Origin of the sequence: Sphingomonas sp. 4RDLI-65 (assembly GCF_049472435.1) — a bacterium.
Lineage (GTDB): Bacteria > Pseudomonadota > Alphaproteobacteria > Sphingomonadales > Sphingomonadaceae > Sphingomonas.
Genome location: NZ_JBCEBT010000002.1, coordinates 683610 through 703085 on the forward strand (window position 1 = coordinate 683610; position 19476 = coordinate 703085).

The 19476-nt window shown below is 65.3% G+C and carries 17 protein-coding genes; 9 read left to right on the forward strand and 8 right to left on the reverse strand.

Annotated features, from left to right (window positions below; genetic code table 11):
* Positions 1–3 precede the first annotated feature (3 nt).
* Positions 4–1095: an acyltransferase family protein gene (locus VH567_RS08265; RefSeq protein WP_423324924.1), complete on the forward strand. Its 1092-nt coding sequence runs from the start codon at positions 4–6 to the stop codon at positions 1093–1095.
* Positions 1096–1149: 54 nt separating this feature from the next.
* On the opposite strand, the gene VH567_RS08270 is transcribed toward VH567_RS08265, so the two are convergent.
* Positions 1150–1713, reverse strand: a complete 564-nt coding sequence (locus VH567_RS08270) for a type 1 glutamine amidotransferase domain-containing protein (protein WP_423324926.1) — start codon at positions 1711–1713, stop codon at positions 1150–1152.
* Between the two features lie 62 nt (positions 1714–1775).
* Between VH567_RS08270 and VH567_RS08275 the strand changes: the two genes are divergently transcribed.
* The 5 genes from VH567_RS08275 (at position 1776) to VH567_RS08295 (ending at position 6798) form a co-directional block, all read left to right on the forward strand.
* A complete protein-coding gene (locus VH567_RS08275) occupies positions 1776–2825 on the forward strand; it encodes a DNA topoisomerase IB (protein WP_423324928.1) in 1050 nt (349 codons plus the stop codon).
* Positions 2826–2836: 11 nt separating this feature from the next.
* A complete protein-coding gene (locus VH567_RS08280; RefSeq protein ID WP_423324930.1) occupies positions 2837–4000 on the forward strand; it encodes a mechanosensitive ion channel family protein in 1164 nt (387 codons plus the stop codon).
* 154 nt (positions 4001–4154) lie between these two features.
* Positions 4155–4589 carry a MaoC family dehydratase gene (locus tag VH567_RS08285; protein ID WP_423325030.1) on the forward strand — a complete coding sequence of 145 codons (435 nt, stop codon included), beginning with the start codon at positions 4155–4157 and terminating at the stop codon, positions 4587–4589.
* A 137-nt stretch (positions 4590–4726) separates the two neighbouring features.
* The gene (locus VH567_RS08290) at positions 4727–5905 is read left to right on the forward strand and encodes an acetyl-CoA C-acyltransferase (RefSeq protein ID WP_423324931.1); all 1179 of its coding nucleotides are present in this window, start codon (positions 4727–4729) and stop codon (positions 5903–5905) included.
* A 410-nt stretch (positions 5906–6315) separates the two neighbouring features.
* Positions 6316–6798: a pyridoxamine 5'-phosphate oxidase family protein gene (locus VH567_RS08295; RefSeq protein WP_353435275.1), complete on the forward strand. Its 483-nt coding sequence runs from the start codon at positions 6316–6318 to the stop codon at positions 6796–6798.
* A gap of 151 nt (positions 6799–6949) precedes the next feature.
* Here VH567_RS08295 and VH567_RS08300 read toward each other — a convergent pair whose 3' ends face one another.
* A complete protein-coding gene (locus VH567_RS08300; RefSeq protein WP_423324933.1) occupies positions 6950–8182 on the reverse strand; it encodes a polyhydroxyalkanoate depolymerase in 1233 nt (410 codons plus the stop codon).
* Positions 8183–8370: 188 nt separating this feature from the next.
* Here VH567_RS08300 and VH567_RS08305 point away from each other — a divergent pair, with 188 nt between their 5' ends.
* A complete protein-coding gene (locus VH567_RS08305; RefSeq protein ID WP_423324935.1) occupies positions 8371–10146 on the forward strand; it encodes an ABC transporter transmembrane domain-containing protein in 1776 nt (591 codons plus the stop codon).
* 236 nt (positions 10147–10382) lie between these two features.
* On the opposite strand, the gene VH567_RS08310 is transcribed toward VH567_RS08305, so the two are convergent.
* Positions 10383–10763 (reverse strand): TfoX/Sxy family protein, encoded by a 381-nt coding sequence (locus VH567_RS08310; RefSeq protein ID WP_423324937.1) that lies wholly within the window; start codon positions 10761–10763, stop codon positions 10383–10385.
* Between the two features lie 66 nt (positions 10764–10829).
* Between VH567_RS08310 and VH567_RS08315 the strand changes: the two genes are divergently transcribed.
* Positions 10830–11987: a saccharopine dehydrogenase family protein gene (locus tag VH567_RS08315; RefSeq protein ID WP_423324939.1), complete on the forward strand. Its 1158-nt coding sequence runs from the start codon at positions 10830–10832 to the stop codon at positions 11985–11987.
* A 190-nt stretch (positions 11988–12177) separates the two neighbouring features.
* On the opposite strand, the gene VH567_RS08320 is transcribed toward VH567_RS08315, so the two are convergent.
* Both VH567_RS08320 and VH567_RS08325 read right to left on the reverse strand, forming a co-directional pair.
* A complete protein-coding gene (locus tag VH567_RS08320; protein ID WP_423324941.1) occupies positions 12178–12474 on the reverse strand; it encodes a hypothetical protein in 297 nt (98 codons plus the stop codon).
* A 51-nt stretch (positions 12475–12525) separates the two neighbouring features.
* Entirely contained in the window at positions 12526–14802 is a 2277-nt protein-coding gene (locus VH567_RS08325; RefSeq protein WP_423324943.1) for a ribonuclease R family protein, read from the reverse strand.
* Between the two features lie 299 nt (positions 14803–15101).
* On the opposite strand from VH567_RS08325, the gene VH567_RS08330 reads away from it, so the two are divergent.
* On the forward strand, positions 15102–15365 hold the full coding sequence (locus VH567_RS08330) for a hypothetical protein (RefSeq protein WP_423324945.1): 264 nt from the start codon (positions 15102–15104) through the stop codon (positions 15363–15365).
* A 280-nt stretch (positions 15366–15645) separates the two neighbouring features.
* Here VH567_RS08330 and VH567_RS08335 read toward each other — a convergent pair whose 3' ends face one another.
* The 3 genes from VH567_RS08335 to VH567_RS08345 form a co-directional block, all read right to left on the reverse strand.
* The gene (locus tag VH567_RS08335; RefSeq protein WP_423324947.1) at positions 15646–16365 is read right to left on the reverse strand and encodes an SPOR domain-containing protein; all 720 of its coding nucleotides are present in this window, start codon (positions 16363–16365) and stop codon (positions 15646–15648) included.
* Positions 16365–18089 carry an arginine--tRNA ligase gene (argS, locus tag VH567_RS08340; protein WP_423324949.1) on the reverse strand — a complete coding sequence of 575 codons (1725 nt, stop codon included), beginning with the start codon at positions 18087–18089 and terminating at the stop codon, positions 16365–16367. The genes VH567_RS08335 and argS overlap by 1 nt, the downstream gene beginning before the upstream one ends.
* A 231-nt stretch (positions 18090–18320) precedes the next feature.
* Complete coding sequence (locus tag VH567_RS08345; RefSeq protein ID WP_423324951.1) at positions 18321–19475, reverse strand: DUF1501 domain-containing protein; 1155 nt, start codon at positions 19473–19475, stop codon at positions 18321–18323.
* Position 19476 lies beyond the last annotated feature (1 nt).

Genomic DNA, 19476 nt, shown 5'->3' on the forward strand with positions numbered 1-19476 from the left:
GGCGTGACCGACCGCCCGCCCGTTCGCGAACTAAGGGCGCTGACCGGCGTCCGTGGGATCGCGGCGTGGTTCGTCGTGCTCTACCACATCCGCCTGTCGATCGCCGGGCTGCCCGACGGCATGCGCGACGTTTTCGCCAAGGGGTATCTGGCGGTCGATTTCTTCTTCCTGCTGTCCGGCTTCGTCATCTGGCTGACCTGGAACGACCGCCTCCGCACCGGCGGCCTGAATGGAGGGTGGGCAGGTGTGCCCCGCTTCTTGCAAAAGCGCATCGCGCGGATCTGGCCGCTGCATCTGGTGACGCTGGCCGGCGCCGTGGCGCTCGCGCTGGTGCTGCGCGCTACCGGCCGCAGCGATCCGCAATTCGTGTTTCCCGAACTCCCACTGCACGTCCTGCTGCTCCAGAACTGGGGTTTTACCCATCACCTTGCCTGGAACGATCCCGCCTGGTCGATCAGCGCGGAGTTCGGCGCGTACCTGCTGTTTCCGCTGCTGGTGATGGCGGTGGACTGGCGGCGTTTGCCGAGCGTGGCGTTGCTGGCGATCGCGGCGGTGCTGTTGCTCGGCCTGCATCTGGCGATCGACGCGCCGACGCTCGGCACCGACATCCCGCGCTACGGCCTGCTGCGCTGCCTGGTCGAATTCACCACCGGCAGTATCGTCTGCGCGCTGTGGCTACGATGGCGGGGTAAGCGCGCGGCGCTATTTGTCGCGCTCGGGACTGCGGCACTGGCAACGTTCTGGGCTGTCGGCGTGCCGGAAACGCTGGTCGTCCCCGCACTCTTCGCCGCCATTCTGCTGCTGTTGGCGCTCACTACCGGCCGCCCGCACAATCCGCTGGAAACGCGCCCGATCCATTATCTCGGCGAGATCAGCTACGCGACCTATCTCGGCCACTTCATCCTGTGGAAAGCCTTCAAGCTCGCCTTCGTCAGCGATGCAAATGCCGTGTCGGCAGCGAAGATCGCGCTGTACCTCGGGCTGGTACTGCTAGCCTCGATCGCGCTCTATCACCTGATAGAACGCCCCGCCCAACGGTGGCTCAACAGGCTCCCCTCCCGCTTGCGGGAGGGGTTGGGGGAGGGGCGGCCGTAAGGTTAGCGCCCGCTCCCCTCCCCTAACCCCTTCCGCAAGCGGAAGGGGAACAGATCAGTCCACCGGCTCGTCGGCCAGCTCTTCTTCCAGCGCCTGGATGATCGCCTTGTTGAACGCAGGGATATCATCCGGCTTGCGGCTGGTGATCAGATTGCCGTCCACCACGACCTCCTCGTCCACCACGTCCGCGCCCGCATTCTCCAGGTCCGTCCGGATCGACGGGAAGCTCGTTACGCGGCGTCCGTCGATCACATCCGCCTCGGCCAGCAGCCACGGCGCATGGCAGATCGCGGCGATGATCTTGCCGTCTTCCATGAACTCCGTGATGATCTCGATCGCGCGCTCTTCCTGACGCATCGTGTCAGGATTGGCGACGCCGCCCGGCAGCACCAGCGCGTCGTAATCGTCGGTATCGACCTCGTCGAGCGTCAGGTCGGGCGTCGCGGTCTCGGCCTTGTTGATGTCGCCCTTCATGCCCTGGATCGGATCGGTCTTGATCGACGCCAGCGTCACCTTAGCGCCCGCCGCCTCCAGCGCCTTCCTCGGTTCGAACAGTTCGACAGTCTCGAAACCATCGGCAGCGAGCATCAATACGCGAGCTTGGGAAAGATCGGTCATGTCATGTCTCCAGTGAATCCCGTGCCCTCTCAACACCGCGCCACGCCCGTCGTTCCGGAACGATGCGACCTCCCGAACATTTCCAGAGGAGAAGGACCCCCGCATTGCCCATCAAGATCGTGTATTCCGACGACTCCAAGCCCGGCATCACCCGCAAGAAGATGCGGAACGGCTGGGGCTATTGGGATGCCAAGGGCGAGCGCATCACCGACCGCGACGAAATCGACCGACTGAACGCGATCGCCCTGCCCCCCGCCTACCGCGACGCGTGGTTCTGCCCCAAGCCGAACGGCCATATCCAGGCGGTCGGCTGGGACGAGAAGGGTCGCAAACAATACCGCTATCACCTCGGCTTCCGCGAGGCGCAGGAAGCCGCCAAATACGAGCGCTGCGCCGATTTCGGCCACGCCCTCCCCAAGATCCGCAAGGCGGTCGAGGCCGACCTTCGCAAACGCTCGCTGACCCGTGAACGCGCGGTCGCCGCAGTCATCCGCCTGCTCGATGGCGGTCACATCCGCATCGGCAACGAAGCCTATGCCGAAGCGAACGAGAGCTTCGGCGCGACCACGCTGCGCAAGCGCCACGGTGAGGTGAAGGGCGCGACGCTGAAACTCCAGTACAAGGGCAAGTCCGGCAAGATGCGGACGCTCAGGATCACCGATCGCTCACTCAGCAGCTTCGTCAAGAAATGCCAGGACCTCGACGAGCAGCATCTGTTCGCGTGGCTCGACGACGCGGGCGTCGCGCATCCCGTCACCTCGACCGACGTGAACTGCTACATCCGCGACGTCACCGGCACCGACTTCACCGCCAAGAATTTCCGTACCTGGGCTGCCAGCGTCGCTGCGTTCGAGGCGCTCGCGTCGGCCGAGCGCGACCTTAGCCTCAAGGCGATGCTCGAACCCGTCGTCGCGCGGCTCGGCAACACGCATGCGATCGCGCGAAAGAGTTATGTTCACCCGTCGTTGATCGCGCTCGTGAAGACCGGTCAAAGTACCTTCCGCAAGGCCCTCCGCCTCCCCCGCGCCAAGCGCTACATGAGCCGCGAGGAATGTGGCCTGATCACCTTCCTCGAAGCCGGCACGCCCGCAACCATCGCAAAAGCGGCCTGACGAGTATTCCCATGTCCAACACTACCGCCGCCAAACAACCGATCTTCGACGCGAGCGACGTCGGCGATCAGGCCCAAGGCTTCGTCACCGCCAGCTTCGCGTGGGTCCAGGCCTATTGGCTCCAGATCCTGATCGCATTCGGGATCGGCGCGGTCATCGTGATCGTCCTCCACACCGCACGCCGCTTCGGCAGCAAGCTCTGCGAACGCCCCCGCGCGCTCAACGGCTGGGGCATCGTCGTCGGCAAGGCGATCGCGCGCACCGGTAACTTCTTCATCGTCATGCTCGCGGCGAAACTGGTGTCCGGCTATTCCGCCGCGCCGGGCGAGGTATCGAAGACGATCGACTTCCTCTTCACCGTCGCCGCGGTGTTCCAGGCCGCCGTATGGGTGCGCGAGATCATCCTCGGCGCGATCGAGCACCGCACGCAGTCCGAACATTATTCGGGTGAAGCGCTGCTCTCGGCGATGGGCCTGATCCGCCTGCTCGTCACCTTCGTGGTGTTCGCGGTCGCGCTGGTGGTGGTGCTCGACAATCTCGGCGTCAACGTCACCGGCCTTGTCGCAGGTCTCGGCGTCGGCGGCATCGCGATCGGCCTCGCCGCGCAGGGCATCTTCGCCGACCTGTTCGCAGCGCTGGCGATCATCTTCGACCGTCCGTTCCGTCGCGGGGATTCGATCAGCTACGACACCGCCTCGGGCAGCGTCGAGGCGATCGGCCTCAAATCCACGCGCATCCGCGGGATCGACGGCGAGGAGCGCGTGATCTCGAACAAGAACCTCCTCAACAAGGAGATCCTCAACAACACGCAACGCAACCACCGCCGCGCGAAATTCATCATCGGCGTCACCTATTCGACGCCCCCGGAAGTGTGTTCGCGTATCCCCGCGATGCTGAAGGAGATCGTCGAAGCCAACGACAAGATCTTCACCCGCGCCGGCTTCACCGGCTTCGGTGCGTCGAGCCTCGATTTCGAGGTCCAGTTCGACAGCAAGGGGCCGGATTATGCGAGCTTCTACGATGGCCGCACCGCGGTAGGCATTGCGATCCTGAAGCGGTTCAACGACGAAAAGATCGAGATCGCCTTCCCGACCCAGGTCAACATGATGGCCGCGCCGGATGGCTCGGTGGTGATGCCGTACCCCGAAGGCAGGCAGGCGCGCACCGAGGTTTAGAATATCGGGTTCGCACCCGCGCCTTGGTAGATACGGGTTTTTCCACTTTTAGGTTGGTCGAGGCTTGCAGGAGGCTTGATGACGCGCTTAGAGACGCATTAGCGTTCAGCGCCAACCAGAGAGGAACCCCGTGGCAACGATCACTACCGCCCAGATGCAGGCCCGTATCGGCACGGAAATCGTCTCCGACTGGGTCGAGGTCACGCAGGCCATGATCGACAAGTTCGCCGACGCGACCGGCGACCATCAATTCATCCACATCGATCCGGTCCGCGCGGCGCAGACCCCGTTCGGCGGCACGATCGCACACGGCTTCCTGACGCTGTCGCTGATGCCGCTACTGTCGTCGAAGGTGCCCGATGCGCCGACCATCGAGGGCGCCAAGATGGGCGTCAATTACGGCGGCAACTCGGTCCGCTTCCTGACCCCCGTCCGCTCCGGCTCGAAGGTCCGCGGCCGGTTCAAGCTGCTCTCGTTCGACGAAAAGCGCCCCGGCCAGTGGCAGCAGACCAACGCTTTCTCCGTCGAGATCGAAGGCCAGGAAAAGCCAGCTCTGATCGCCGAATGGATCAGCCAGGTCTTCGTTTGATGCTTCTCCCCCGCCCGCTTGCGGGAGGGGGCCGGGGGGTGGGCTGCCGCTCTCCACGACCGTTTCGCCCGCTTTGGCCGGGCGCCCACCCCCAACCCCTCCCGCATGCGGGAGGGGAGTGAAGAAGAGGAACACCCATGCGTTCAGCCGTCATCGTCTCCACCGCCCGCACGCCCATCGGCCGCGCCTATCGCGGCGGCTTCAACAACACCCCCGCCCCCACGTTGGCCTCGCATTCGATCAAGGCTGCGGTCGAGCGCGCCGGCATCGACGGCGCCGAAGTCGACGACGTAGTCTTCGGCTGCGCGCTCCAGCAGGGCCACCAGGCCGGCAACATCGCGCGCACGTCGTTGCTCCGCGCGGGGCTGCCCGTCACCGTCTCGGGCATGTCGGTCGACCGCCAGTGCGCGTCGGGCCTGATGGCGATCGCCACCGCCGCCAAGCAGATCATCACCGACAACATGGACATCACGATCGGCGGCGGCGTCGAGAGCATCAGTCTCGTCCAGACCCCGCAGATGCGCGTCGCCCCCGATCCCCAGCTGATCGCGATGCACAAGGACGTCTACATGCCGATGCTGCAGACCGCCGAGGTCGTCGCCAAGCGCTACGGCATCAGCCGCGACGCGATGGACGCCTACGCGCTCCAGTCGCAGCAACGCACCGCCGCCGCGCAGGCCGCCGGCTATTTCGACGCAGAGATCATCTCGGTCGACGCCAACATGGCCATCGTCAACAAGGAGACGAAGGAAGTCACGTACAAGGACGTGACGATCACCAAGGACGAAGGCAACCGCGCCGACACCACGCTGGAGGGCCTCCAGTCGCTGAAGCCGGTGATGGGTCCCGACTTCACGATCACCGCCGGCAACGCGTCGCAGCTGTCGGACGGCTCGTCGTCGTCGGTGCTGATGGAGGAGAAGATCGCCTCGCAGCGCGGTCTCCAGCCGCTCGGTCGCTATGTTGGCATGGCGGTCGGCGGCACCGAGCCCGACGAGATGGGCATCGGCCCCGTCGTGGCGATCCCCAAGCTGCTCAAGCGCTTCGGCCTGAAGATGGACGATATCGGCCTGTGGGAACTGAACGAGGCGTTCGCAGTGCAGGTGCTGTACTGCCGCGACAACCTCGGCATTCCCGACGAACTGCTCAACGTCAGCGGCGGTGCGATCTCGATCGGCCACCCCTACGGCATGACCGGCGCGCGCGCGACCGGCCACGCGCTGATCGAAGGCAAGCGTCGCGGTGCGAAGTATGTCGTGGTCACGATGTGCGTCGGCGGCGGCATGGGCGCGGCCGGGTTGTTCGAGGTGCTGTGATCTTGAAATTCACACCGGTGTAGCGCATGTACTGTACCGGCGTTGCATACACCGCCTTTCTTGTTTGAGCCTCGGTCGTGCTAGCGGCCGGGGCTCAATACGTTTGGGACTCGACTGCTAGATCGAGCCCCTCCCGTGCACCTAGCCTTTGCGTGACACTTCGATGATCTTCACGACCAAGGTCGCGAAGGCGAAGAGCATGCCGAGGATCAAGCACAGATCGGCAAGTTGCATACACCTTACCTTTCTTGTTCGGCAGCAAATGCGCTGCCATTGCCATCATGACGCGCGCGAAACGATTATGCCAAGCATCATCGATCCGCGAACCGTGGGTACGATCGCTTGGGCATCGCAACCAACCTCCGCCCCACCCGTTCTCACAGGCAATCCAAGCCACTAGGAGAATGACGATGGCCGACAAGGATACCCCGCAGGAAGTCGCAGCGAAGTTCATCGACAAGCTGAAGGCCAGCCCGTTCGTGATGATCGGCCTCAACGACGGCCAGCATTCCGAGCCCATGACCGCGCAGATCGACGACGATCAGCCCAACACGCTGTTCTTCTTCGCCGGCCGCGACAACCGCATCGCCAAGGGCGGCGCGGCGATGGCGCAGTTCGTCGGCAAGGGTCATGATTTCTTCGCCTGCATGTCCGGCGACGTCTCGACGTCGAACGACCGCACGCAGATCGACAAGCTCTGGAACAACCAGGTCGAGGCATGGTTTCCGGGCGGCAAGGAAGACCCGAACCTGACGCTGCTGCGCTTCGACATCGACAGCGCCGAGCTGTGGGAAACCGACATCTCGATCGGCGGCCGCCTCAAGATGCTGTTCGGCGGTACGATCCAGTCGGACGAGTCGAGCAGCCATGCAGTGGTCAACTCGATCGCATAAGACCACCGGGGAGGGGGCGAGAAACTACCGCCCCCTCCCCCTCCGTCATCCCAGCGAAAGCTGGGATCTCCCGGTTTGAGGCTCAACGCAAACCAACGAGGAGACCCCAGCTTTCGCTGGGGTGACGGACTATTGAAACGGACTAAAAGCCCTACCCATTCGCGGTGATGAACTCTTCCACCACTGGCGCGATCTTGTCCCGCCAGCGCGATCCATTGAAAATCCCGTAATGACCAGCCCCCTCCGCCATCAGATAGCGCTTCTTCTCGTCAGGTAACGCGGTCGCCAGCGTCAGCGCAGCCTTCGTCTGCCCCAAACCCGAGATATCATCCCGCTCCCCCTCGACCGCGAGCAGACCGATGTCGGTGATGGCCGCCGCATCGACCAGCCGCCCGCGATGCGTCATGATCCCCCGCGGCAAGGCATGGTTCTGGAATACCACATCGATCGTCTGGAGATAGAATTCCGCGGTCATGTCGCAGACCGAGCGGTATTCCTCGTAGAAATCCTGGCTCTGCGATGCGCTCGCACCATCGCCCTGGACGAGATGCTTATACATCTCCCAATGCGAGACCATGTGGTTGCCAAGGTTCATCGACATGAACCCGGCGAGTTGCAGGAATCCCGGATACACCTTCCGCCCCGCACCAGGATAATTGCCCGGCACCGTCGCAATCACGTTCTGCTCGAACCACGCATGCGGCCGCTCGGTCGCCAGCGTGTTGACCGCGGTCGGCGCCTCACGCGTATCCACCGGACCGCCCATCATCGTCAGCGTCTTGGGGCGGCACGGATTCTTGTCCGCGCTCATCAGCGCCGCCGCGGCATAGCACGGCACCGAAGGCTGGCAGACGGCCAGCATGTGCGTACCCCCCTGCTCTTCATTCGGACCGATCTGCTCGAGAAACGCGATCAGATAATCGATATAGTCGTCAAGATCGAACCGCCCCGCCGACACCGGCACGCTGCGCGCATCGCGCCAGTCGGTGATGTAAACGTCCGCAAACGGCAGCATCCGCTCTACAGTGCCGCGCAGCAGAGTCGCGTAATGCCCCGACATCGGTGCCACGATCAGCAGCTTCGGACCGCCCTCGACACCCTCGCGGACGAAACGCTTCAGCTGCCCGAAATCCTTCCGCAGCACGATCTCCTCGCGGACAGCGACCTCGCGGCCGTCGATCGTCGTCGAGTCGAGCCCGAAGGCAGGTTTCCCGCGCGTCGCATTCGCGTGTGCGAACACTTCGAGAGCCGACGCGACGACCGTACCACCGCCAAAATAGGCGAACGGGTTTGCCGGATTGTTGAGCATATCGGCACCGAAGCTGGCCATCTTGCTGGCACCGGCCATCATCGAACGCTGGAATTCATAGGCATCGTAGAGCATGCGGTATCCTCTCGCCTCATTGGGCTTTGCACGGTGGTAACGCAATTTTGCCGCAGTGCAACGCGCGATCGACCGGGCTCCCCTTAGTGCGACGGGATCGCCATCCTCGACCGCGCCCGATTCTCGTTGCCAGGTGTCGTTGCCCGGTTGTCGTTGAGCGCCACCCCCGCCACTGCTAGGTCCCGCGCATGGCCAAGCCGATACCCGAAGAAAAGACGTCCCGCCGGATCGGCGATCTCGCGATGGTGTGGCGTCACGCCGCGAACTATCCGCGCCAGATCGCCTTCGCCGGGCTCGCATTGCTGACGACGTCCGCGGCGACGATCGGCATCCCGTACGGGTTCAAGCGCGTGATCGATCGCGGCTTTGGTCCCGGCGAAGGCGGATCGGTCGCCAACTCGTTCCATTATCTGCTGATGATCGTCGTCGTGCTCGCACTCGCGACCGCGGTGCGCTTCTATTACGTCTCGTGGCTTGGCGAGCGCGTCGTCGCGGACATTCGCACCAACGTGCAACGCCATCTGCTCCGCCTGACGCCGCGCTTCTTCGAGGAGAACCGCCCGTCCGAGATCGCCTCGCGCCTCACCTCGGACACCGCGCTGATCGAACAGGTCGTCGGCAGCACGGTGTCGATCGCGCTGCGCAACACCTTCACCGGCATCGGCGGGCTGATCTACCTGTTCGCGATCTCGCCCAAGCTCGCAGGCATGCTGATGATCGGCATCCCGCTGATCATCCTGCCGATCGCGCTGCTCGGCAAACGCGTCCGCAACTATTCGCGCACCTCGCAGGACCGAGTCGCAGACGTCGGTTCGATCGCCACCGAGACGCTCGGCGCGATGAAGGTGGTCCAGGCATTCGGCCAGGAGGACCGCGAGGCGATCCGGTTCTCGGACGCGGTTGCCGCGACCTTTGCCGCGGCGCGGGCGCGGATCCTGTTGCGTGCCGTAATGACCGCGATCGTGATCGGGCTCGTGTTTGGGTCGATCACGCTCGTGCTGTGGGAAGGCGCGATCGACGTCGCCGCCGGCCGGATCAGCGGCGGCGCGATCGCCGCGTTCGTCCTGACCGGTGGCATCGTCGCGGGCGCGTTCGGCGCGCTGACCGAAGTCTATGGCGACCTGCTGCGCGGCGCCGGTGCGGCCGGACGCCTGTCCGAACTGCTCCGCGAAAAGCCCGAGATCGCCGCACCCGCCAACCCGGTCGCATTGCCGCAACCGCCGCGCGGCGCACTCGCGTTCGGAAACGTACAGTTCCACTACCCGACGCGCCGCGACGTCGCCGCGCTCAACGGCTTCTCGCTCGACGTGAAGCCGGGCGAGACGGTCGCCGTCGTCGGCCCATCAGGAGCCGGCAAGACCACCTTGTTCCAGCTGGTCCAGCGCTTCTACGATCCAGACGCCGGCTGCGTGACGCTCGACGGGATCGACCTCCGCGACGCCGATCCGGCGGAGGTCCGCGCGCGCATCGCGATGGTACCGCAAGAGACGATCATCTTCGGCGCGTCAGCCCGCGACAACCTGCGTTACGGCGACTGGTCCGCAACCGACGACCAGCTCTGGGCTGCCGCCGAAGCCGCCAACGCCGCCGAGTTTCTCCGGAAACTGCCCGACGGACTCGATACATTCCTCGGCGAAGGCGGCGCACGACTGTCGGGCGGCCAGCGCCAGCGCGTGACGATCGCCCGCGCGCTCCTCCGCGATGCGCCAATCCTGCTCCTCGACGAGGCCACCAGTGCGCTGGATGCCGAGAGCGAACGGCTGGTGCAGGAAGCGCTCGAGCGGCTGATGGCGAACCGTACCACCCTGGTCATCGCGCACCGCCTCGCGACGGTGCGCGCGGCCGAACGGATCATAGTGATGAACGACGGGCAGATCGTCGAGGAGGGCTCGCACGGGTCGCTGATGACCAACAGCGGACTCTACGCGCGGCTGGCGAGTTTGCAGTTCAACGAGGCGGCTTAGGGGGCGATCGAGGTTCAGCGGCTTGATCCGACGCTACGGTAAAACCGTTCCGTCACCGACATCGTTCGAACGACAGTCCACTCTACCTTGTTCTCCCGCGAAGGCGGGAGCCCAGTCTGGATCCCCGCCTTCGCGGGGAAACAAATCTTAGGTGCTCGAGGGGGATAGCCGCCTGAACAGTTCGGGGCGACCGAGCTACTGGGTTGTCATCCTGCAACCGCTGACCATTGATCCCGCTAGCCCTTCTTTGCCTTCGCCTTCTTCGGCTTCGGCACAGGCAGTTCCGCTGTCGATATGCGGACAAGCTCGGCCAGCCACTCGGCGTCGTCCCAGCGATTCGCGTCGACCAGCAAACACGGTTTCGCACCCGGATAGGGCGGCGCCTCGTCAATCGCCCCCGCAAACGCGCGTCCGCCTGGGGTCGGCTTCACGAACAGCTGGTCGTCGCAAATCAAGCCGACCATTCTACCATCGCAATAGAGCCCGTATTCGCCGAACATCGGCTTTGCGGAGACCTCCCCCGCCGCAGCGAGCTGGTCGACGATGAACGCGACGGTTTTGCGATCGGATGCCATCTGCCGATGCTGGCAGATCGGCGTGCCGATGGCGAGGCGCATCGACGACGGCGTTTCGCTTGCGACGCCGCGCCCACGCGCGCAAACTCGGCGAAACAGGAGATGGACATGCGCGACTTCGACATCATCGTGTACGGCGCGACCGGGTTTACCGGACGACTCGTCGCGGAGTACCTCGTCCAAACCTATCCGGCCGGCGTCCGCTGGGCGATGGCAGGGCGGTCGCTGGCGAAGCTCCAGGAGGTCCGTGACCTGATCGGCGCACCCGCCGATACGGCGCTGGTCACTGCCGACTCCGGCTCCCCCGCCAGCCTGCGCGCGATGGCCGAGCGCGCCACCGTCGTCATCTCGACAGTCGGCCCGTACCAGCTGTACGGCTCGGACCTCGTCGCCGCCTGCGCCGCGACCGGCACCGGCTATGTCGACCTCTGCGGAGAGCCCGCCTGGATGCGCCACATGATCGACGCGCACGAAGGCGAGGCGACGCGGACCGGCGCGCGGATCGTGTTCTCGTGCGGGTTCGACTCAATCCCGTTCGATCTCGGCGTGCTGACGTTGCAGGACGCCGCGAAGGCGAAATACGGCATCCCCGCACCCCGCGTGAAAGGTCGCGTGCGGAAAATGCAGGGCACGTTCTCGGGCGGCACCGCGGCGAGCCTCAAGGCGACGCTCGCCGCCGCCGCGCGCGATCCCGGTATCGTCAAGCTGCTCACGAGCCCGTTCGCGCTCACCCCCGGCTTCCAGGGACCGCACCAGCCGACCGGGCTGATCCCCGAATACGACACGACCATTTCCGCGTGGGTGGCACCATTCGTGATGGCGCCGATCAACACCAAGAACGTCCATCGCACCAATTTCCTGCTCGGCGAGGCGTATGGCGCGGACTTCGTCTATGACGAGATGATGGTCGCGGGACTGGGCGATCTCGGCAAGGTCGCGGCGGAGGCTATCGCCAAGTTCAATCCATTCTCAGGCGACAAGGGGCCGAAGCCCGGCGAAGGACCATCGAAGGAAGAGCGCGATGCCGGACATTACGACCTGCTGTTCGTCGGCATCATGCCCGACGGGGAGCGGCTCGACGCGGTCGTCACGGGTGATCGCGATCCGGGCTATGGCTCGACCAGCAAGATGATCGCGGAGGCGGCATTGTGCCTCGTGCAGGATGTCGAGGGCGATGGCGGGATCTGGACGCCGGGTGCGCTCATGGGGGCGAAACTGCGCGACCGGTTGGTGGCGAAGGCGGGGCTGAGCTTTACGGTCGGGTGAATTTCTTACGTTGGAAACGCTGTCGCAGCTTGGTTCTGAATGCCCCACGTTACGTCATCCCCCCGCAGGCGGGGATCCATACGGGCCAGCTGGAGAGACGGCCGCAGACCTTGGAGAATATGGGTCCCCGCCTCCGCGGGGATGACGGAGATAAACCCCGCGCATTCGTCAACGTGAGCGCTCGCCCCCCTCACTCCGCCAGCGCGAACACCGTCGCCGCGGCGGCCGCACTGGCGACGACTCCCGACGTCGCCGCGATCGCAGCCGCCCGCCGCCGCACCGCGCCACGAAACGCGCCGAGCCTGCGCGCGTCGAGATGATAGCGCCCTGCCCCGTCGTCGACGATCGCACCATAGCTGCACAGCCGTCGGAACGTCCGCACATCCTCCGCCTCGTACGCGATCGCGCGCTCGGGCGCCGTTGCCTTCGCCGCAACGAAATCCTTGACGATCCGTCGTCGCGACCGGCCTAGAATAAAACGCTGCATACTACTCTCTCCACGACAGGACCGCATAATGCGGGGGTGTTTGCCCAAATCCTAACGTCGTTTGCCCTGATGACGGATATTCGCCGGGCGACCGCGCCGCTTGATCTCGCGAGCCGGCTTGCGCCCGCCGCGCATGGGGGGAGCAGCCCCCTTCCCCTCGGGCATCTCGAAGCGCAGCGCGCCCGACACCGGGTTCGCCTCCGCTAGCCGCAGCTCCAAGGTCTGGCCTTGCGCGAAAACGTCGCCGCTATGCTCGCCGGTCAGCGTCCGCGCGCCTTCGTCGAAGCGGAAATACTCGCCGCCCAGATCGCGCACCGGCATCAGGCCGTCGCCACCGATCCCCTCGACCGTCGCGAAGAAGCCGAAATTGGTGACGCCGGTGATCCGGACGTCCATCACCTGGCCGACGCGCTCCGACAGGAACGCGGCGACGTAGCGGTCGGTGGTGTCGCGCTCGGCCTCCATAGCGCGGCGCTCGAGCCGGCTGATGATCTCGCCGACGGACTCCATGTTCGCCGCATCGTCCGCAGGCAACCCGCCCTCGCCGAGGCCGTAAGCGGACACCAGCGAACGGTGGACGAGCAGATCGGCATACCGCCGGATCGGCGAGGTGAAGTGGGCGTAACTGCCCAGGCTGAGGCCGAAATGCCCGTGATTACCCGGCGCATAATAGGCCTGGGTCTGCGTACGGAGGATCTGCTCCATCACCTGCGGCCGAAAATCCGCATCGCCGATCCGCTCGATGATGTGGTTGAACGTCGCAGGCCGCACGACCTGCCCCAGCGCGAACGGCACGTCGAAGGTCTCGAGATATTCCTTCAACGCTGCCAGTTTCTCGCGGCTCGGCGGCTCGTGGATACGGTACATAACCGGCGCCTTTTTCGCCTCCAGCGCCTTGGCAGCGGCGACGTTGGCGGCGATCATATAGTCCTCGATCAGCCGATGCGCGTCGAGCCGTTCGCGCGGGGAAACGGACATGATCCGCCCCTTCTCGTCAAGCACGACACGGCGCTCGGGAAGGTCGAGATCGAGCGGCGCACGGGCTTCTCGCGCCTTGGCCAGCGCATGCCAACAGGCCCAGAGGGGGACCAGAGATTGGGCCACGCGCTCGTCATCCCGACGAAAGTCGGGACCTCGATCCGCAAGGGTATCCTCCGTGGAAATATCCCCTTGCGCCATCCCATCGATGATCGCCTGCGCCTCTTCATACGCCAGGTTCGCCGCGATCCGCACGACCGCCCGCGTGAAGCGCCACGACTTCAGCGACCCATCCTTGCCGATCCGCAAATGGCACGCGAGCGCCGCGCGATCCGCGCCCTCCTTCAACGAACACACCTCCGCCGACAGGATTTCGGGCAGCATCGGCACCACGCGATCGGGGAAATACACCGAGTTCCCGCGCCGCCGCGCCTCGCGGTCCACCTCCGACTTCGGCCGCACATAAAAGCTGACATCGGCGATCGCGACGATCGCCTTCCACCCGCCCGCATTCGAAGGGTCGTCATCCGCCTCCGCCCACACCGCATCGTCGTGATCGCGCGCATCCTCAGGGTCGATCGCGACGATCGGCAGGTCGCGCAAATCCTCGCGGCCCTCACCAAGCGGCAGTTTTGACACGCGCTCAGCCTCGTCGAGCGCCTCCTGCGAGAACACGTCCGGAATGCCGAGCTTGTGGATCGCGATCAGCGAGAAGCTCCGCGCCGCAAACGGATCGCCCAGCTTCGACACGACGCGCGCGGCGATCTTCGGCGGCTTGCCCGCGAGTTCCGCCAGCACGAGATCGCCCGGCGCAGCACCACCCGCATCCGCCACCGCGAACTCGCGCCGCTCGCGCTTGTCGACACCCGTCAGCCACAGCCGCCCGGCCTCCTCGCGCAGCACGCCGAGCACCTGCTCCGACGCGGGCGCGAGCACCTTCATCGGATGCGCGATCCAGCCGTTCCCGGCCTCCTCTGTCCGCGCGAGAATCCGCTCGCCGACGCCCAGCGCACCACGTTTGCGCTCGCGAACACGGAGACGCGGCGGCGGCACGCCTTCGGCTTCCCAGCGCTCGGGCACCGCCCAGACGTTGCCGCCGTCGTCGACATCGGCGATCCGCAACACCGTCACCTTGGGGATACCGCCCATCTTGTGGAACGCGCGACCGGGGGCGTTGTCGATCAGCCCCTCGTCGGCCATGTCCTTGAGCAGTGCTTTCAGCCCGATCTTGTCCTGCGCGCTGAGCCCGAAGCCCTTGGCGATCTCGCGCTTGCCCGCGGGCACGTCGGAGGTGGCGATGAAGTCGAGGATCTGCTCGCGCGTCGGAAGACCGGCTTTTGGTTTGTACATAAGACAGAGATAGGCGTCCGCGCCCCGCACGTCACCCTGCCTGACGTTTCGTGGTCGCCTGACGGACAATCCGGGCAACATGGATTGACAACCGATAGGCTTGTCGATGCCCAGCGCGGGTCAAAAAGGATACCCGGAAATGGACTTGTGCACCCCATGGCGATCGAACCGATAGCGATCGATGCATGGTCAAAGCGCCAATCTATCGCCTGTCGGTCAGGTTTATGACGCAAATCTTAGCGCTTGCACCCGAACCGATTCGGCATATCCTGTTCCAACCTGCTGCAAGGAGAGGTCAAATGGCGACATACCCGGAACTCCAAAGCGATCCCGAGGACAAGAACCTCGTCATCCTGCAGAGCCTGATCTGTCTGTTGCGCGAGAAGAATGTCCTGTCGCGCGCGGACATCGAGGAGCTTTGCGACAAGGTTCAGGCGCGCGTCGCAAACCACGAGAGCGATCCGCTGCCCTGCCAGATGAGCGGTGCGCGTGCTGCTGCAACCGAGGTTGCCCAGATCGGCGATTATATCGGTCGCAAATACGGCGGAAAGCATCGCCGCTAAAAGTAGCGCGGAAGAGTCTGCGCGCATGCGCTGAAAGCTGTGACGTGCTGAGAGCCGTGCGGTAGCCTCCAGCGGATGCAGAGACCTGCATGTCGCATACCTGGGCGTATCTCGTTCTAAAGAAGCCTAACGTCTGCCAGGTGGCGCTCGAACTCGACGGCAGCGCGCGGGCGCTCGGACGCATCACTGTTAGCACAGTAACCGGGCTATCTCGTCGCCTGAGATTACTATCGATCCGTGGATCAGACTGACCGGGCCGCCACCCGATCAGCCGACACCATCAGCTTGCGACGAAGCAGGTTTCCCCTGCGACACGAAGCCGGCCGCAGATATCCGCCGCCTGGTTCGCACTGCCTGCGTTGACGCGCAGTCGGTACAGCGTGCGGCCGCCCGTTGCGACCGGCTGGACCGACTTGCCCAGCGCAGCGACATACGCGAACCGCTTCGAGAAGTTCGTCCATGCGGCGTTGGCCGACGATTCGCTCGGATAGGCGCCGAGCTGGACCAGCGAACCGCCATTGGCGGTGCCCGCGACACCTGATCGCGATGGCGCCATCGGCGCGGTCGCGACGAGTCGACCACCCGACGCAGGAACCTGAGCGACGGCATTGCGCCCCGCGGATTCGGTCGCCTTGGGCGCCGTGGCGCGTTTGCCGGCCACCGGCGCTTCGGGCACGCCGCGCAGGTCGATCGCGCCGTTACCGGACTTGCCCGCGCTGGTCGCGATCGCCGAGTCGCCCTCTCCCTTGACCTTCAGGCCACCGGGTTCGTCGGGCTTGACCTTGTAGTCGCCCTCCTGCGCCGCGATCAGTTGGCCGTCGCCGGTCGGCGCGCGCTGCTGCAGCTTGTAGATGCCGAATATGATCGCCGCGAGCACCGCCAGCCCGAGGACGACGAGCGCGATGACGCGTCCGATGCCCACGGTGTCCTGTTCGTCCGGCTCGACGGTTTCGAGCCAGGGGAGCCGGTCTTCCTCGCGTAGATCCATGTCGTCGGCCATCACTTCATCTCCGAAACCGCTTCGACACCCATGATGGCGAGGCCGTTATGAATAATCTGCCCTATAGCGGACGCCAAGAAAAGCCGTGCCGCAGTGGCCTGCGGATCCTCGATTACCAGGAAACGGCGATCGGGACGGTCGTTGCCGACGTTCCACAGCGCATGGAACGCGGCGGCCAAGTCATAGAGATAGAACGCGATTCTATGCGGTTCGCGTGCCGTCGAGGCGATCTCGACGAGCCGCGGGAACTGCGCCGCGAGCTGCACGAGTGCCAGTTCGTCCGTATCAAGCCGGGACAAATCGGCAGAAATAGGCGTAATTCCCGCCTCTTCCGCGCGCCGATGCAGCGATGCGATCCGCGCATGCGCGTACTGGACGTAGAAAACCGGATTGTCCTTCGACGCCTCGACCACCTTGGCGAAGTCGAAATCCATCTGCGCATCCGACCGCCGCGTCAGCATTGTGAAGCGGACGACGTCCTTGCCGACCTCGCGCACGACATCGGCGAGCGTGACGAAATTGCCCGACCGCTTCGACATCTTGACCGGCTCGCCGTTGCGCAACAGCCGGACCATCTGGACCAGCTTCACGTCGAACCGCGTCTTGCCGCCGGTCAGCGCCGCTACGCCTGCGACGATCCGCTTGACCGTGCCGCCATGATCCGCGCCCCAGATGTCGATCAGCTGATCGGCGCTCTGGCTCTTCTGGAAGTGATAGGCGAGATCGGCGCCGAAATAGGTCCACGACCCATTCGACTTCTTGATCGGGCGATCCTGATCGTCGCCGAACTGCGACGAGCGGAACAGCGGCAGCTCGACCGGCTCCCAGTCGTCGGGCGTCTCGCCCTTCGGCGCTTCGAGCACGCCGTCATAGACGAGGTCGCGCGACCGCAGTTCCGCCTCTGCCGCTTCCGGCTTCTTGGCGGCCTGGAGTTCGGCTTCCGAGGCAAACACCTCGTGCTCGATCCCGAGCAAGGCAAGATCGGCGCGGATCATCACCATCATCGCGGCGACCGCCTGCGTGCGGAAGATAACCAGCCATTCGCTCTCGGGTGCGCCGACGTAGCGGTCGCCGAATTCCTTCGCGAGCGACTGGCCGACGGGGACGAGATAGTCGCCGGGATACAGGCCCTCGGGGATTTCGACCGTCTCGCCGAGCGCCTCGCGGTACCGCAGGTGGACCGAGCGCGCGAGCACGTCGACCTGCCCGCCGGCATCGTTGACGTAATATTCGCGGATCACCTTGTGGCCGGCGAATTCGAGCAGGTTGGCAAGCGCATCGCCGACCACCGCACCGCGGCAATGCCCCATGTGCATTGGCCCGGTAGGGTTGGCCGAGACATACTCGATGTTGACCGTGATGCCCGCGCCTTGCGTCGAGCGGCCGTAGTCGGCGCCAGCCTCGGGGATCGCCGCGAGCTCGGCCCGCCAAGCGTCGTCGGTCAGCTTCATGTTGATAAAGCCGGGGCCTGCGACGCTCGCCGAGGCGACGTCCTCAAGCTTCGACAGTTCGGCGACCAGCGCATCGGCGAGGACGCGCGGATTGGTCTTGGCGGGCTTGGCGAGGACCATCGCGGCGTTGGTCGCGAGATCGCCATGGCTCGTGTCGCGCGGCGGTTCGACCGTGACGTTCTTGCGGTCAAGCCCGCTCGGCAGCGTGCCCGCCGCGGTCAGCGTGTCGAGCGCCGCATCGATATGCGCGGCAAAACGGGTGTAGAGCGTCATGGCGGTCCCGGTACGTCAAGGAAACGCGCGCTCTAGACCATCGCGGCGTGGCGCTCAATTTTAATCCCGTAGCCGGGTTGAAGGCTGCGCCCGTAGCCCTCCGTCGTTCCCGCGGAGGCGGGAACCCATACCGGCTAGCTTCACGATTGATCGCGGGCGGTTGAGGATATGGTTCCCCGCCTTCGCGGGGATGACGAACGGAGTGGGCAGACGACGAGCGGACGCTGACGATTACGCGCGCAGCAAGCCCTCCATCGCCGCGGTCTTCGCACTCGCAGGAAATAGCGCTGCCATCGTCCGCGCCGGCTCGATCCCGAAATGCGAGGACACCGCGCCGCCGATGAACGCATCGAGCTGCATCGTCGGCTTCAGATCACGCGCCTCATACAGCGCGGCGGGGGCCAGGCCCGGCCAGTCGGACACGACTCGTCCGCCCTTTACGGCGCCGCCGAACAGCATCGTCGCGGTGCCGGTTCCGTGATCGGTCCCCCCGGTGCCGTTGACCGCGACGGTTCGGCCGAACTCGGTCGCGACCAGTACCATCGTGTCGGCCCATAACGGCCCCAGCCCCGTCTGGAGCGATGCGATCATTGCGTCGAGGCCCTTCAACTGCGCGGCGAGCCTTCCGCGCTGGCCGGTGTGCGTATCCCAGCCGCCGGTCTCGATCATCGCGATCCGCGCGCCATTGTCGGGTTTCAGCAACCGCGCGGCGAGTGCGCCGGTCGCGGCGGCGTTGCGACCGTCGTCCTGCGCGAGATCGCTGGTCAGCTGGCGCGTCGCCATCGCCTCGCTCCACAAGCCGTGCAGCTGCTGATCGCCGTCGTACAGCATCGCCACGCGTTGCAGCAGGTCGTCCGACGCGTCGGGCAGGTTCGACGGCGCATAGGACGCGACGTCACGCCGCCCGCGGAGCGCCATCGGCACCGTTGCCGCCACCGCGATCGCGCGCGCCTGATCCGCCGGCAGCACGCCGAGCAACCGGTTCAACCAGCCGTCGCGCACCTGGTACGCACTCGCGCCGCCCGTCTCGAGCACGTTCTGCCCATCGAAATGCGAGCGGTCACGGTAGGGTGACGCGATCGCATGCGCGAACAGCGCCTGCCCCTGTTTGTAGAGGCCAGCGCTCGCCACCATCGCCGGGTGCAGCGCGAACATACCGTCGAGCTTGGTGCCCGTCGCGAAATCCGCAGCAAGATCGCCGCGTACGCCCGCAAACGCCGGATCGCCAACCGCGCCGATCGTGCCGAGCCCGTCCGCCGCACCGCGCTGGATGACGAAGACGAACCGCTTGTTGGTGGCGGCCCTCGCAAAGGCGATGCGCGGTGCGAAGGCGGACGCCAGCACGCCGAGCGTACCGGTCGAGAGGAAGGAACGACGGTCGAGCATG